Below are 14,201 nucleotides of genomic sequence, written 5' to 3' on the forward strand. Positions count from 1 at the left end.
TCTCCCTCATCGCTGCCGTCAGGCCTGCCCTTGGGTTTGTACCCTCGTGGCGCGATGATCAATTTATCAGCGCCGCGAACATTTACGATCAAAAACGATCAGTCAAGTCCTTGGCCATAAATACCGCCGCTATTTTTATGAAAATGTCAAATATCACCGTTTCATGGGCAAAAATACCACATAATATGTCAAAGCTGGATCGAATTTGGCCAAAATGTGACGTTAGAAATCATAAATGTATTAGCTAAATTGGCTTAAACACAAATTTAATACTTATTAAAAAGGCTCATTTTTATCTGTGATGTATTTATACTGATTATAGTGTCGCATTTAAAGACATGGGCGTTGATTTTGGGCGCAAAAATTGACGCCGGGTTTAATTTTCAGATTTGAAATATTCAAATTATGTCAAAAACGATCATGATTTTGTGATGTCCCACCGACCCTTGGCGGCCAGTTTAGAAAGCGTCACCGCTGCGCGCAGAAAAACACGCTTCACAGGCCGCCACAGGCGCTCTAAGACCGCCTGATGGTTTCAGATGTGAACAATCCGGCTTCGGTGATCGGCTTACGCGGCGTGACCCGGCGCTTCGTCTCCAAAAGCGGCGTGCAGGCGGCGCTCGACGGCGTCGATCTCGATATCGCGCGCGGTGAGGTGTTTGGCATTATCGGCCCGTCGGGGTCCGGCAAATCGACCCTGATCCGCCTGCTCAACCGGCTGGAAACGCCCAGCGAAGGCCGGGTGGAGGTCAATGGCGTCGATCTCAGCGGTCTGGATGCGCGCGCCCTGTCGGCCCTGCGCCACAAGATGGGGATGATTTTTCAATCGTTCGGCCTGTTGTCGAGCAAGACAGCGCTGCACAACGTCGCTTATGCGCTGGAGCTGGCCGGAACCGGCACGCCCGCCACCCGTCGCCAGCGCGCGCTCGATCTGCTCGACCGCGTCGGCCTCAGCGCCCATGCGCAGAAATACCCGGCGCAGCTTTCGGGCGGGCAGAAACAACGCGTGGCCATTGCCCGTGCCCTGGCCAATGCGCCGGACATCCTGCTGTGTGACGAAGCGACCTCGGCGCTCGATCCGGAGGCGACCCAGGGCATACTGACCCTGCTGGCCGAACTGAACCGCGAACTGGGCCTGACCATCGTGCTGGTGACGCATGAGATGGAGGTGGTGCGTCAGGTGTGCGACCGCGTGGCCGTTCTTGATCACGGGCGGCTGGCCGAGGTCGGCACGGTGGAACAAGTGCTGTTCGCCCCGGTGAGCGCCGCCGGTCGCGCCCTGTCGAAGCATATCCTGCCGCCACCGCCCGACGGGGTGGGCGAAGGCGCGGTCACCCTGACCTATTTCGGCGAGGTGGTCTATTCCGACGCCCTGTCGGCGGCCGTGCAGGGGCTTCAGGCGCGCTTCAGCGTCCTGTCCGGGCAGGTGTCACACCTCAAATCCGGCCCCTATGGCCATATGATCGTCGATATGGCCGGTCCTGACCGCGCCGAAGCGCTGGCGCGACTGCGGGCGCGCGGCGTCAGCGTGACGGAGGCGGTCCAATGATGGGGCCTGAGTTTTTTGCCAATATCGACCCGGCGGAAATCGCCCGCGCCAGCGGTGAGACGCTGGGCATGGTCGGGGCGTCTCTGCTGCTCAGCCTCGCGCTGGGCCTGCCTCTGGGCGTATGGCTGTCGGTCACCAGCCGTCAGGGCTTAAGCCCCAATCCACTCCTCTATGGCCTGCTGAGTTTTGCGGTCAATGTCCTGCGTTCCATTCCCTTTGTGATCCTGTTTATCCTGCTGATCCCGGTCACTCTGGCGCTGGTCGGCACGTCTTTGGGGGTCAAGGGGGCCATTCCGCCTCTGGTGCTGGGGGCGGCGCCATTTCTGGCGCGGCTGGTCGAAAACGCCCTGCGCGAAGTCGATCGCTCGGTGATCGAGGCCACGCAGGCGCTGGGGGCCTCAAAGCGTCAGATCATCCTGCACACCCTGCTGCCCGAAGCCCTGCCGGGCCTGATTGCGGCGGCGACGGTGACGGCCATCGCGCTGGTTTCCTATACGGCCATGGCCGGCGTAGTGGGGGCGGGCGGCCTCGGAGACCTTGCCGTGCGCTATGGTTATCAACGCTTCCAGACCGATGTCATGGTGGTGACGGTGGTGCTGATCATTGCCCTGGTTCAGGGTCTGCAAATGCTGGGCGATGCGCTGGTGGCGCGCGTCTCTAAGAAATAAGGGAAACTCATCATGCTGTCTCGTCGTCATCTGATCCTGACCGGTGTTGCCGTCTCTGCTTTGGCCGCCTGCGGCAAGCCGGCCGCCAAGGGCAATGTCCTCAGCGTTGCGGCCACCGCCGTGCCGCACGCCGAAATCCTCAAGGTCATCACCCCTGATCTGGCGGCCAAGGGTATCACGCTCGATATCAAGGTCTTTAACGACTATGTGCAGCCGAACCTTCAGGTCGATCAGGGCCTGATCGACGCCAACTACTTCCAGACCCTGCCCTATCTCGACTCGTTCAATAAGGAACGCGGCACCAAGCTGGTCACCGTGGTCGGCGTGCATGTCGAGCCGTTTGGCGGCTATTCGCGCAAATATAAGACGATTGCCGACCTGCCGCAGGGCGCGGTCATCGCCGTGCCCAACGATGCCTCGAACACCGGGCGCGCCCTGATCCTGCTGCACAAGAACGGCCTGATCACGCTGAAAGACCCTAACAATATCAATGCGACGCTGAAAGACATCGCCGGTAACCCCAAGGGCTTTGTGTTCAAGGAGCTGGAATCGCCGTCCCTGCCGCGCGTCCTGCCGGAGGTCGATCTGGCCCTGATCAACACCAACTACGCGCTGGATGCCAAGCTGAACCCCAAGACAGACGCCCTGATCATCGAAGGGTCTGACAGCCCGTACATCAACTATCTGGTGGCGCGCGCCGACAAGACAGACGACCCGCGTATCAAGGTGCTGGCCGAGGCCCTGACCTCTCAAAAGGTCAAGGACTTCATCGCCAAGACCTATAATGGTGCGGTCATTGCGGCGTTTTAGCTGACACCATCTCCTCAAGACGGGTCAGACGTGTCGTGAGCAGATTGAGGGTCATGAAGTGCACGTAGAGCAGGACGATGTAGCCGATGTAAGGGAGGAGGATTAGCAGTGCGATCCTGGCGCGCTGGGGGTCCAGCCGTTTCAATATGATGTAATAGCTAAGCCCCAGCAGACCCTGCCACAGAACCCAAACAACGAGGAATGGTATCAACTGAATCGCTATCGACGTGTCCACAGTGCTATCCCCCCTGACGTCTCGAGTGGCTAAAGAGGTCGCACAGGGTGGTGCGGCTGTCCACCCCGCAACGCCCTTTTCGGCTGCGTCAGAATTTTCACATGGCGCGACGCGGGAGTCTGCGTCATGTTCGGGAGAGAACGTCCGGAGAAACACTTATGGCTGACACCATGAAAATGACCAATACCGCCGTGGCTTCGGGTCGCCGCTGGCGTTGGGGGGTGTGGAGCGCCACCCTGCTCTTGTGGCTGGCCCCGCTCATCGCCATGCGCTTTACGACGCAGGTGCAATGGACGGCGTTTGATTTCGCTGTTTTCGGCACGATGCTGGTCGTCGGGGCCGGGGCCTTCGATCTGGTGACGCGCCTGTCGGGCAGTCTGGCCTTCCGCGCCGCAGCGGGTGTGGCCCTTTTGGGCGCGTTTTTGCTCGTCTGGATCAATCTGGCCGTCGGCATACTGGGCAGCGAAGATAATCCTGCCAATCTGATCTATGCGCTTGTTCTCGCTGTCGGGGGCATCGGGGCCGTCCTCGTCCGGTTTCGGACGCGCGGTCTGGCGGGGGTGATGCTCGCCGTTGCCGGGGTACAGGTGGCGGTGGCGATTGCGTCCTATGTCCTTGGCTACGAGGCGCTTGTGCTGAATGGCGGCTTTGTCGCCGTCTGGTTGCTTTCGGCCTGGCTGTTTCACAAGGCGGCTGCGGTTAGAACCTGACAAACAGGTTGCGGAACCATTGCGGGCCGGAGCGTGAAGCTTCGCGCCAGTCGGCAGAGGTGTCGGCCTCTTCGGGCGTGTAGCCGAATGGATTGAAGGTCTTGACCTTGCCCGCCTTGAAGGCCGCCGGTGAGGGGGTCACGAGCGTCAGGCCGTGCACGGCGGCGGTCGCGGCCATCAGGGCATCGCGGGAATCGCTCATATGGAGGGCCGCCCGGCGACGGGCCACTGCGGCGTCGATGGGCAGAATATGGTTTTCAAAGGCGCGCGGCACCTGTTCGTCCAGCCATTGCCGCAGCAGACGCCCGCTTTCCGCGTCACGCTTTTCGGCGGCGGCGACACTGGTTTCCATCTCCAGCAGGCTGAGCACCGACAGGAACAGGTGTTGACGCCCGATACCCGACGCCCAGCGCGTCAGGCCGGGATCAGTGTCACCGGCCTTGGCCTTGCGCAGTTCCATAACGATGGGGGTGTCGAGCAGGTACATTAAACAGTTCCCTGACGGTCCCAGCCATCCCCGGCGCGGGCGGCATCAAGGTCAATCGTCACCCCTTCGCTGAGCGCCAGCAAATCGACCAGAGTCTCCGTCTGTCCCGACAGGGCGCGATAGGCCTCAAAGCTCAGCAACACGTGAGTGGGCTTGCCCCGGTCAGTGATGAAAACCGGTTCCGACAGGGCAGCGCGTTTGGCGCTACCGACATCCTGATTGAATTCCCGGCTGGAAAAGGTCGTCATTTTGCACCTACGTTGCTACAAATGAGCGCGCTAACATGTAGCGACGTTACTACATCGTGACCCTTTGGCAACAAATTTCAAACGCGCGATTTCAAAACGTTTTTTTAAGCCGGCAACCGGTTGCGTCCGGCGTGATTTCTGTGTCTGTCTCACCCACCGGTCTGGCCCAAAAGAAGGCCGAACACAGATCAATCAGGGATCACAGACACGCATGACCGTCGCTACACCCGACATGTGGGCTCACACGCTTGAGACCATCACCACCATCCTGTCGCCGCATGGGCCCAATGGCACCTATAATGCCAACGACTTCAGCATCCGTTTCTTCCTGCAAATCGGCCTGATCATTCTGACGTGTCGCGTGGTCGGCTGGCTGGGTCAGAAGTTCTTGGCTCAGCCGCAGGTGGTCGGCGAAATGATCGCCGGGGTCATTCTGGGGCCATCGCTTCTGGGGCTTCTGTTCCCCGATCTTCAGGGTGCTATCTTCCCCAAGGAAAGCCGCAACGTCCTCTATGTCGGGGCGCAACTAGGCGTAGGCCTTTATATGTTCCTCGTCGGCTGCACCTTCCGCGCCGACCATTTTGCGCAGAAGGGCAAGAGCGCCGCCGCGGTCTCGTTATCGGGCATTACGGTGCCGTTTCTGATGGCGGTGCTGATCACGCCGTGGCTTCTCACCGTGCCCGGCCTGTTTGCCGAAGGCATTTCGCAGGTTAACGCCACCCTGTTCATGGGGGCCTGTATCGCACTGACCGCCTTCCCCATGCTGGCGCGCATTATCAATGAGCGTGGTCTGGCTAACTCGTCGCTGGGCACCCTGTCCCTGACCGCCGGTGCCTTTGATGACGCCGTGTCGTGGTGCGTACTGGCCATTGTGCTGGCCACCTTTGGCGGCGGGCCGGGCATTGCCGTGCTGGCTATTGGTGGCGGCCTGTTATGGACCCTGTTCGTCGTCTTTGCCGGTAAGCGTCTTCTGGCGCCGCTGGGGCGCATGGTCGAAGAACGCGGCGAGATGAGCCACACGGTTCTGGCCATCACCCTCATCGCCTTTGCCACCTCGGCCTTTGTGATGGATGCGGTGGGCATCCACGCCATCTTCGGCGGCTTCATTCTGGGCACGGTGATGCCGCGCGGCAAGTTTACCGAGGAGTTGAAGAAGAAGGTCGAGCCGCTGACGGTCATCCTGCTCTTGCCGATGTTCTTCACCTATTCGGGGCTGAACACCCGCCTCGACATGGTCAACAATCTCGAACTGCTGCTGATCGCGCTGGCGATTCTGGCCGTGTCGATCCTCGCCAAGTTCGGAGCCTGCTATGCGGCGGCGCGCCTGACCGGCGAAGACAACCGCACGGCGCTGGGTATCGGGGCACTGATGAATTCCCGCGGGCTGATGGAGCTGATCATCATCAATATCGGCCTGCAAAAGGGCATTATCGGCCCGGCCCTGTTCTCGATGCTGGTGCTGATGGCCATTGTCACCACGGTCATGGCTTCGCCGCTGTTCGAAGCCGTCTATGGCCGCAAGGCGCGCGAAAGCGGCGAGCTTGGGGCCTTGCCGGACCGGGCAGCGGACTGATTTTTCTCTGGATCATTATGATCTCTGTCAGAAACATAATGATCCAGATTTCTGCTTAGCCCCTCGCCGGGCGGTGGCTCCGCCACCTTGGCCGCCGCCTCAATGGCGGCTTGAGTGGAATGATTTTGTTAAAAATCATTCCACTTTATCACCTCATAGCGCCCCGGTGATCCTCCCGCCGGGGCGGTTTTTTATGCCGACTCGGCAAAGCCCTCGGCGTAGATCTGACGGATCAGGGTGCGGTGCGGCGGCAGGTCCAGCGTCGCGCGTTCGCCGAAATTATGGATCTTGGCAAAGGTCCGGTTGGCGTCTTCCACGTGCGGGAAGTGGTCGCGCGCCCCGCTGAGATCGGTCCGGAAGCCCATGCCATAGAGAATGTACTGATAGTTGAAGAAGGCGAAGGTTTCGACGTCAATCAGGAAGTCGAACCGGCTGGGCGGCCGGTAACGCCATTGCTCCAGCAACTCACGCAACCGCTCAGGCCAGGTCTGCGGATCGGCATTGTCGCGCCAGAAGGCCTCGCTGCGGTGGCTCAGCGCGTAGTGCAGCTTGAGAAAGGTGACGATATTCTCGTAACGCGCCGTCATCAGGGCGTTGAAGCGCCGGGCCGGGGCGTCGATAGGCCCGGCATGGGGGAACAGCTCGGCGATCATGGCTACGGCGACCTCGATCATCACGATGCCGGTCGATTCCAGCGGCTCCATAAACCCGCCGGCCAGACCCACCGCCACGCAGTTGCCGATCCACGGGCGCTCGCGATATCCGGGCTCGAACGCAATCTCACGCAGGTTCAGCGCGGTCTTGCTGCCCACATAGCGGCGCAGCGTCGCTTCGGCCTCATCGTCACTCGTGTGGTCGGTCGAATAGGTATAGCCAATCCCGCGCTGACCATCGAGGCCGATATCCCAGGTCCAGCCCGCCGTATGGGCCGTGGCCACCGTGTAGCTTTCGATGGGGGCGTCGGGGCGCTCATAGGGCGCCTTGCACGCCAGCGCCTTGTTGGTGAACAGCGTCCCGCGCACCGAGCGGAACGGCGACCCCAATGCCTTGCCGATCAGTTCGGCCCGAAAGCCCGAACAGTCGATATAGAGGTCCGCCGTCAGCACCTCGCCCTCGACGACGATGTGGTCGATCTGCCCTGTGTGGTCGAGCACCACGCCATCGAGCCGCGCCGGCTTATGCACCACCCCAAGCGCGACGGCGCGTTCGGCCAGCACCTCTGCCAACTGCTGCGCGTCGAAATGGTAGGCATAGTTCAGCGGGCCGGCAAAATCGCCTTCGTGCGGGCGTTTGGGCGCGCGCCGCGCCTCGGCCACGCGCTTCTGAAAGGTTACGGCCTCGGCAAAGGGCTTGCGCGTCGCCTCGTCCTGCAACAGCCAGTAGGGGACCAGTCCTTCACCCTCGGTATAGTAGGGGGCTTCGAACGGGTGGAAATAGTGTTCGTGCCGTCCGTTGAGCGGCGTCTTTACCCAGTCGGCAAAACGGATGCCCTGTTTGAAGGTGGCGGTGGTGCGCCGCATAAAGGGCGCTTCGTCGATGCCGATAAATTTCAGCGTCTGGCGGATGGTGGGGAAGGTGCCTTCGCCGACACCGACGCTGCTGATCTCCGGCGACTCCACCAGCACGATCTCAAGGCGCGTCTGACGCTTGATGTCGAAATAGCGCGCCAGATAGGCCGCCGCCAGCCATCCGGCCGTACCGCCCCCCAGGATCAGGATTCTGCGCTTGCCTGTCATGGGCCTGACTATGCGACGTTTTGGCGGCGCGGGCAATCGGTGTGACGGATCACTGAGTCATCGCGGTGACCTCTGTGTCTGCGGGCGCAGCGGTCTCCGCATCGCTGGCGCGCCGCCACGGTCCGGCGTAGCCCGCAGGCGTGTGGCGTCGCCGATCCGGCCCCGTATAGTGGGTGGTGGCGATCCATTCGCGCTTCTGCGTCAGAACGTGGCGCAGATGATCGAGCAGGATCTGCGCTGAAAAGGGCTTGGCGATCACCTCGTTAATGCCGGCGTCGCGGGCCCGCATGATATTGCTGCGTTCGGTATGGCCGGTGATGAGGATAATCGGCACGGTGCGGTTGGGGCTGTCGATGCCCTGCCGCAGCAGCTTGGCCGTTTCGATGCCGTCCAGTGGGTCCATGACCAGATCCATGATGATCAGATCAACCGGACTGGTCTTCAGGATTTCAAACACTTCGATGCCGCTGCTGGCCTGCTTGACGGTCTTCAGGCCTATCGACCTGAGCATCTCGGACACCAGCTTGCGGATGTTCAGGCTGTCATCGACCACCAGCACACTGAGGCGCGACAGGTCGAGAGGGGTATCGGTGGCGGTGGGTTTCATGCCTGTAGTCTTTCTATTTTACGCTTACCCTGCGGCGCTCAGGGGCGGGACCGTTTGACGGCCCCGCCCCTAGATCATTATGATTTCCGGTGGAGACATAATGATCCAGGTTTTTGTTTCGCCCCTCGCCGGGCGGTGGCTTGCGCCACCTTGGCCGCCGCCTCAATGGCGGCTTGAGCGGAATGATTCCAATGGAGATCATTCCGCGCTAGGCTCAGCCCGTGCGGTGTCTCAGGCGGCGCGCACGGTTTGCAGGAATTTGTCCATCTCCTGATGCAGCCGCTCGGCCTGCTGCGCCAGTTCGGCCGACGCCCCCAGCACCTGCACGGCGGAGGTGCCCGTCTGTTCCGCCGCCATGGCCACGCCGGTGATATTGGTGGTCACCTCCTGCGTGCCGATTGAGGCCTGATTGACCGCCTGCACGATCTCCTGCGTCGCCGCCGTCTGCTGTTCGACGGCCGAGGCAATGATGGTGTTGGTCTGGTTGATATGGGTGATGGTGCCGGAAATGTTGGAGATGGCCGTTGCTGCCTTGGCCGTCGCCTCCTGCATGTGGGCGATCTTGTCCGAGATTTCCGTCGTGGCCTTGGCCGTCTGACCGGCCAGCGCCTTGACCTCGGAAGCGACCACGGCAAAGCCCTTGCCTGCTTCGCCAGCGCGCGCCGACTCGATGGTGGCGTTGAGCGCCAAAAGGTTGGTCTGACTGGCCAGCCCGGCGATCAGATCGACCACGCCGCCGATGCTGACGGCCACCGTATTCAGCTCGTCCACCAGCCGTACCGCGCCGCTGGCCTCTTCCACGGCTTCCGAAGAAATGCTGGCCGAGGTTTCGACCTGACGCCCGATCTCATTAACCGAGGCGCCCAGTTCTTCGGCGGACGACGCCACCGAGGTGACATTGGCTCCGGCCTCTTCGGCGGCGGCCGAGACGGCGACCGATTGCGCCGAAGCCTGCTGCGCGGTGGTGGTCAGTTGCTGGGCCGAGGCCTGCATTTCGGTGGCCGCGCTGGACACCAGAGAGACGATGCCGCCCACCGACTTTTCGAACTCATCGGCCAGTTTGAGCATCATCTGACGTCGTTCCTGATCCTGCCTCTGGCGTTCGGCCTCTGCATCGGCGGCCTTTTGCAGGGCCTCTTCCTCGGTAACGATGCGGATGCGGTCAACCGCCCGCGAAATGTCGCCGATCTCGTCCTTGCGTCCCGCACCAGCGATTTCACGCAGCTTTTCGCCAGAGGCCAGCCGGCCCAGCGCCTCGGTCAGGCGGACAATGGGATTGGCGACATTATTGGCCATGACGGCGATCATCGCGATCCCCAGCACCGCCACGATCAGGGCGCAGACGATTTCCCACAAAGAGTCGCTGCCGCCGCGCGCCTTGAGCGCATTGGACAGCTTGTCGGCATCGGCCATGACGACGGTGCGCGGCACGGTGATGATCACCGACCAGAACTGCCCGCTGCGGCCCAGCTGAATGGGGGCATAGACGCGCATCTGATCGTTCTTTCTGTCGAAATCGACGGCCGAGCGACCCGCCCTGACGGTATCCAGCGCCTGCCACGCCATCGGATCGACGGTCTGTACCGAGCCGCCGACGGCGTCCGGGAAGGCGCTTGAGGCGACCACCAGCCCGTCAGAGGTGACGATGGTCACATTGCCCTTGCCTTCATAAATCGACTTCTTAACCGACTGCGCCAGAACCTGCACGAAGGACAGGTCGAAATCGGCCCCGGCCACGCCTTTGAACTGGCCGTCGATGACGATGGGCACCGACATGGTGGCCAGAAAGACGTGTTTGCCCTGTACGATATAGGGCAGGGGGGCGAGGATGCTTTCCTTGCCATTCGCCTGCGGGCCGAGGAACCAGCCGCCCTTGATCAGGCCATTGGGGTGGCGGTCCTGACTGTCGTATTCGACCAGGGGCTGAAGCGCGATCTCGCCCTGCGCATTGCGCGTCCAGTAGGGCAGGGCGCGGCCCGTCGCATCGGAACCCACCGCCTTGCGGTTGGCATAGGCCCCGTCCGCTCCGTCCAGCGCATTGGGGGCCCAGGCGCTATAGGTGCCGTTAAAGCGCGGATTGTCCTTCAACACCCCCAGCAGGATCTCGTTCAGATGCTGACGCCGCTGAGCACGCGGCACGCCGCCGGGCCCGGCGATGACTTCGAGGCTACGCGCCATGTTACGGGCGGCGGAAAAGGCCGTATCGACCTCGGCGCGGATCGTGCCGGCCTGCGTATCGGCCAGCCGCGTCAGGGATTCGCTGCTGTTGCGATCCAGCAGGCCCTGCACATTCTGGTTCACAAAATGCGCGGTCTTGCCTGACGAAAAGATGCCGAAACCCACCAGGGCCCCGGTCGCCATCAGAAGACAAAGCGCCGACAGGGCGACGATCTTCGTTTTAACGGAATGTATGTTCATGTGCGTCCTCCAGCCGCCATAACGGCGTTAGGGGGATCATCGCACCCACAATAATAAACGATGTCTTAAGCGAATAAGTGCGTTATATTCTATATAATGATAAATAATGCGGCGAAACATCACGCTGTCGCAAATTGCGACAATCTGGTATATTTAATATGCGGTGATGTAATATTTATCTTTGATTGCAAGGTTGCTTGCGGAGCGCGTTATTTTTTGAAAAACAACCCTGAGATTGCATAAATTGGTGCTCTGCTTAACGGGCGGGCATCAGGCGGAACAGCTCGAACATCTCCTGCAAGACGTTAAAGTCGATGGGCTTGACCAGATGCAGGTCGAAACCCGCTTCGGCCGTTTCACGACGGCGCGCCGCATCGCCCCAGCCGGTCTGGGCAATGATCTTGCAGCGACGGGTGCGCGGGTCGGCGCGCAAGGTCCGCGCCACGCTCAGGCCGTCGATTTCCGGCATCCCCAGATCGAGCAGTACGACGTCCGGGTGAAAGCTGCGCGCCGTGTCAATCGCGCTGAGACCGTCGAAACAGGTCCGCACCTCATCGCCCCACGACTCGATGGCCCAGCTTAAGGTCAGGGCCGAGGCTTGATTGTCGTCAACGACCAGTACCTTCAAAGGCGCGGGCGTGAGGGCCGCCCCGTCTTTGCGTTCTTGACAATCAATCATGACAAACCTTTGAGAACAATGATACTTTACGTAAGGCGCGCTTTACTGACGCGGCCCGTCCTTAACCGCAAGGGGCGTAAAAAATCAGTATTGACTGTCCTCGTTTACAGGTGGCTCTGCGGTTTGCGGATGCGGCGGAGCGCCTTGCGCGTCGCCTTGACGCGCTCGTCCTCGCGGATCGGGCGCTGGCTGTCCTTGCTCAGCAGGTGTTCGTCCGTTGTGCCTTCCGGCGGAAAGGGATCGCTGTCGTGGCCTTTCTCTTCGGCGGTCTGGCTGATCTCCTCAGGGGTGGGGGAGCGGTGGTGCGTCATGATATCTCCTTTCCCCCGGAAATCTGGGCGTAAAGGCATAAGACGAAAATGGTGGGCCACGCGCAGGTTGTGAACACGGTATAAAGTCACTTTGTTCCCCAAACTGGGCTGGACCTCGTCTTTAGAAGAGATCGAAAAACAGGATCTTAGGCTGCATTTTTCGATTCAATCCGGACGCGATCTGTTTTAGGTTCGCTGCGCCAGAGGGCAATCGGAGGCTGATATGACGACGGTCAGGACGGCTCAGACACCATCCGCTGTGGGCGAGACGCCGCGGCCCTCTATCCTCATTGTCGATGACCGCTGGCAGAATCTTCTGGCGACCGAAGCCCTGCTCAAGCCGCTGGGGGCCGACATCGTTACCGCCGAGTCGGGCGAGGCGGCGCTGAGCCTCGTGCTCGAACGCCACTTCGCCATCGTGCTGCTCGATGTGCAGATGCCCGGCATGGATGGTTTTGAGACCGCGCGCCTGATGAAGACCCGCCCGTCCATGCAGGGCGTGCCGATCATCTTTGTCACCGCCATCTCCAAGGAGGACCACTACGCCACCGAAGCGGCGGCCATTGGCGCGGTGGACTATATCTTCAAGCCGATCAATCCCGACATCCTCAAATCCAAGGTGCAGGTCTATCTCGAGCTTTACACTCAGCGGCAGCAGATCCTGCAACTGAACGCCACCCTGCGTCAGTCGAATGAGGAACTGGAACGCTTCGCCTATGTCTGCTCGCACGACATGAAGGAGCCGGTGCGCATGATGAACATCTATGCGGGCTTTCTGGCCGAGGACTCCGCCGAAAAGCTCGACGAAGATGGCCGCCGCTACGTGCAATATATCCGCGACAACGCCACCCGGCTGAACCGCATGATCGGCGATATCCTCAACTTCTCCCGCGTCGGCCGCGAAGCCATTGAGGTCGAGGCGGTCGATACGCGGCGCGTATTTGATGAGGTTTGCGCCGGTCTGGCCGGTGTGATCGAAGCCCAGCGTGCCAAGGTCACCTGCGGCGCCCTGCCGGAAATGCACACCTCGCCCACCCTGATGCGTGTCCTGCTGCAAAACCTGATCGGCAATGCGCTGAAGTTTCAGGACGGCCGGCGCATCCCTGAAATCCACGTCTCGGCGCGCCGCGAAGGCAAGGCCTATCGCTTCGACGTATCCGATAACGGCATCGGTATCGACCCGGCCTATGCCGATCGCATCTTCACCATCTTTCAGAGGTTGCACAGCGAGGACGAATTCCCAGGCACCGGGATTGGCCTTTCGACCTGCCGCAAATTCGTGCGCCTCTATGGCGGAGAGATCAGTTTTATCTCGACGCCGGGCGAAGGCACGACCTTCAGCTTCACCCTTCCGCAACCGGCCCGTCTGTAAATCCTGAACCGGAGATGTCATGACGCTCGAACTTCTGCTGATCGAGGATAATGAAGGCGATGTCGAAATGACTCGTCGCGCTCTGCGCACGGCGGCGACCGAGTGCCGGGTGTCCGTGGCCGGCAACGGGGCGCAGGGGCTGGAGTGTCTGCGTCGCGAAGGTCGCTTCGCCGAGGCTCCCCGCCCTGACCTGATCCTGCTCGACATCAACATGCCTCGCATGGACGGCAAGATGTTCCTCAGCGAGATCAAGGCCGATCCGGCCTTCAAAGCCATTCCGGTGGTTATGTTCACCTCGTCGGAGTCGCCAACCGACATTCGCGACTGCTACGAGCGTCAGGCCAGCAGCTATGTCGTCAAGCCGTTTGAGGGCGCGCTCTACGCCGAAACCGTGCGCGAAGTGGTGCGCTTTTGGGGTCAAATCGCCAAACTGCCCTGATCAGCGGGACGTGGGCGGACAAAATCAGTGGGCGCGGAAAGAAAATTTCCGCGCCTGTTTTTGTTTAAAGTGCTGATACAAATAATAAAATAGAGAAGCCGACTTTCCGGGGGTCGAATAAAACGTCACGACCTTGTGGAAAACCGAAAAAGACCGTTGACGCGGATCGGGGGTTCGAATAGAAACCGCCTCCTCGCCGCTGACGGCGGCAACGAAATCTTTACGAAGCTTAACGCTGAAACGGATTTCCGGTCTTTGACATTGTTAAATGGGGAAGGGAAACGCAGGCGGCGGTGGTCTATGACGACTACTGTTGCAAGCGGTCTCTTTTAATAGACAACCATTTATGGGTTGGGGTT

At 60.7% G+C, this 14,201-nt stretch carries 16 protein-coding genes; 8 read left to right on the top strand and 8 right to left on the bottom strand.

All coding sequences use genetic code 11. From position 1 onward, the window contains the following. From LDL37_RS11355 to LDL37_RS11370, 4 genes are all read left to right on the top strand, one after another. On the top strand, positions 1-248 hold a 248-nt coding region (locus LDL37_RS11355), incomplete at its 5' end, for a hypothetical protein (RefSeq protein ID WP_290798227.1). 281 nt (positions 249-529) lie between these two features. Next, positions 530-1,549, top strand: a complete 1,020-nt coding sequence (locus LDL37_RS11360; protein WP_290798230.1) for an ATP-binding cassette domain-containing protein — start codon at positions 530-532, stop codon at positions 1,547-1,549. Continuing rightward, positions 1,546-2,217 carry a methionine ABC transporter permease gene (locus LDL37_RS11365; RefSeq protein WP_290798233.1) on the top strand — a complete coding sequence of 224 codons (672 nt, stop codon included), beginning with the start codon at positions 1,546-1,548 and terminating at the stop codon, positions 2,215-2,217. Before LDL37_RS11360 ends, LDL37_RS11365 begins: the two co-directional genes overlap by 4 nt. A 12-nt stretch (positions 2,218-2,229) precedes the next feature. After that, positions 2,230-3,027 (top strand): MetQ/NlpA family ABC transporter substrate-binding protein, encoded by a 798-nt coding sequence (locus tag LDL37_RS11370; RefSeq protein ID WP_290798237.1) that lies wholly within the window; start codon positions 2,230-2,232, stop codon positions 3,025-3,027. Here the strand turns inward: LDL37_RS11370 and LDL37_RS11375 are convergent. After that, entirely contained in the window at positions 3,011-3,262 is a 252-nt protein-coding gene (locus LDL37_RS11375; protein ID WP_290798240.1) for a hypothetical protein, read from the bottom strand. The genes LDL37_RS11370 and LDL37_RS11375 overlap by 17 nt on opposite strands. A gap of 158 nt (positions 3,263-3,420) precedes the next feature. On the opposite strand from LDL37_RS11375, the gene LDL37_RS11380 reads away from it, so the two are divergent. Then, entirely contained in the window at positions 3,421-3,972 is a 552-nt protein-coding gene (locus LDL37_RS11380) for a hypothetical protein (protein ID WP_290798243.1), read from the top strand. Here the strand turns inward: LDL37_RS11380 and LDL37_RS11385 are convergent. Both LDL37_RS11385 and LDL37_RS11390 read right to left on the bottom strand, forming a co-directional pair. Then, complete coding sequence (locus tag LDL37_RS11385) at positions 3,962-4,459, bottom strand: PIN domain-containing protein (RefSeq protein ID WP_290798246.1); 498 nt, start codon at positions 4,457-4,459, stop codon at positions 3,962-3,964. The two genes, LDL37_RS11380 and LDL37_RS11385, sit on opposite strands and share 11 nt — an antisense overlap. Next, on the bottom strand, positions 4,459-4,707 hold the full coding sequence (locus LDL37_RS11390) for a type II toxin-antitoxin system Phd/YefM family antitoxin (RefSeq protein ID WP_290798249.1): 249 nt from the start codon (positions 4,705-4,707) through the stop codon (positions 4,459-4,461). The genes LDL37_RS11385 and LDL37_RS11390 overlap by 1 nt, the downstream gene beginning before the upstream one ends. Positions 4,708-4,918: 211 nt before the next feature. Here LDL37_RS11390 and LDL37_RS11395 point away from each other — a divergent pair, with 211 nt between their 5' ends. Continuing rightward, complete coding sequence (locus LDL37_RS11395; RefSeq protein WP_290798251.1) at positions 4,919-6,280, top strand: cation:proton antiporter; 1,362 nt, start codon at positions 4,919-4,921, stop codon at positions 6,278-6,280. A gap of 191 nt (positions 6,281-6,471) precedes the next feature. Here LDL37_RS11395 and LDL37_RS11400 read toward each other — a convergent pair whose 3' ends face one another. The 5 genes from LDL37_RS11400 to LDL37_RS11420 all read right to left on the bottom strand — a co-directional run bounded on the left by LDL37_RS11400 (position 6,472) and on the right by LDL37_RS11420 (position 12,031). Further along, positions 6,472-8,016, bottom strand: coding sequence for a tryptophan halogenase family protein (locus LDL37_RS11400; protein WP_290798254.1), 1,545 nt, complete (start codon positions 8,014-8,016; stop codon positions 6,472-6,474). Between the two features lie 49 nt (positions 8,017-8,065). Next, positions 8,066-8,623, bottom strand: a complete 558-nt coding sequence (locus tag LDL37_RS11405) for a response regulator (RefSeq protein WP_290798257.1) — start codon at positions 8,621-8,623, stop codon at positions 8,066-8,068. Positions 8,624-8,854: 231 nt separating this feature from the next. Beyond that, positions 8,855-11,041 (bottom strand): methyl-accepting chemotaxis protein, encoded by a 2,187-nt coding sequence (locus tag LDL37_RS11410; protein WP_290798260.1) that lies wholly within the window; start codon positions 11,039-11,041, stop codon positions 8,855-8,857. A gap of 256 nt (positions 11,042-11,297) precedes the next feature. Further along, positions 11,298-11,720 (bottom strand): response regulator, encoded by a 423-nt coding sequence (locus tag LDL37_RS11415; protein ID WP_290798263.1) that lies wholly within the window; start codon positions 11,718-11,720, stop codon positions 11,298-11,300. 104 nt (positions 11,721-11,824) lie between these two features. Next, positions 11,825-12,031 (bottom strand): hypothetical protein, encoded by a 207-nt coding sequence (locus LDL37_RS11420; RefSeq protein ID WP_290798266.1) that lies wholly within the window; start codon positions 12,029-12,031, stop codon positions 11,825-11,827. Between the two features lie 223 nt (positions 12,032-12,254). Between LDL37_RS11420 and LDL37_RS11425 the strand changes: the two genes are divergently transcribed. Together LDL37_RS11425 and LDL37_RS11430 are read left to right on the top strand one after the other, a co-directional pair. Beyond that, positions 12,255-13,403 (top strand): ATP-binding protein, encoded by a 1,149-nt coding sequence (locus LDL37_RS11425; protein WP_290798269.1) that lies wholly within the window; start codon positions 12,255-12,257, stop codon positions 13,401-13,403. Between the two features lie 19 nt (positions 13,404-13,422). Further along, complete coding sequence (locus LDL37_RS11430; RefSeq protein ID WP_126423255.1) at positions 13,423-13,842, top strand: response regulator; 420 nt, start codon at positions 13,423-13,425, stop codon at positions 13,840-13,842. The last annotated feature ends 359 nt before the right edge of the window (positions 13,843-14,201 follow it).

Origin of the sequence: Asticcacaulis sp., assembly GCF_020217185.1 — a bacterium.
Classification (GTDB): domain Bacteria; phylum Pseudomonadota; class Alphaproteobacteria; order Caulobacterales; family Caulobacteraceae; genus Asticcacaulis.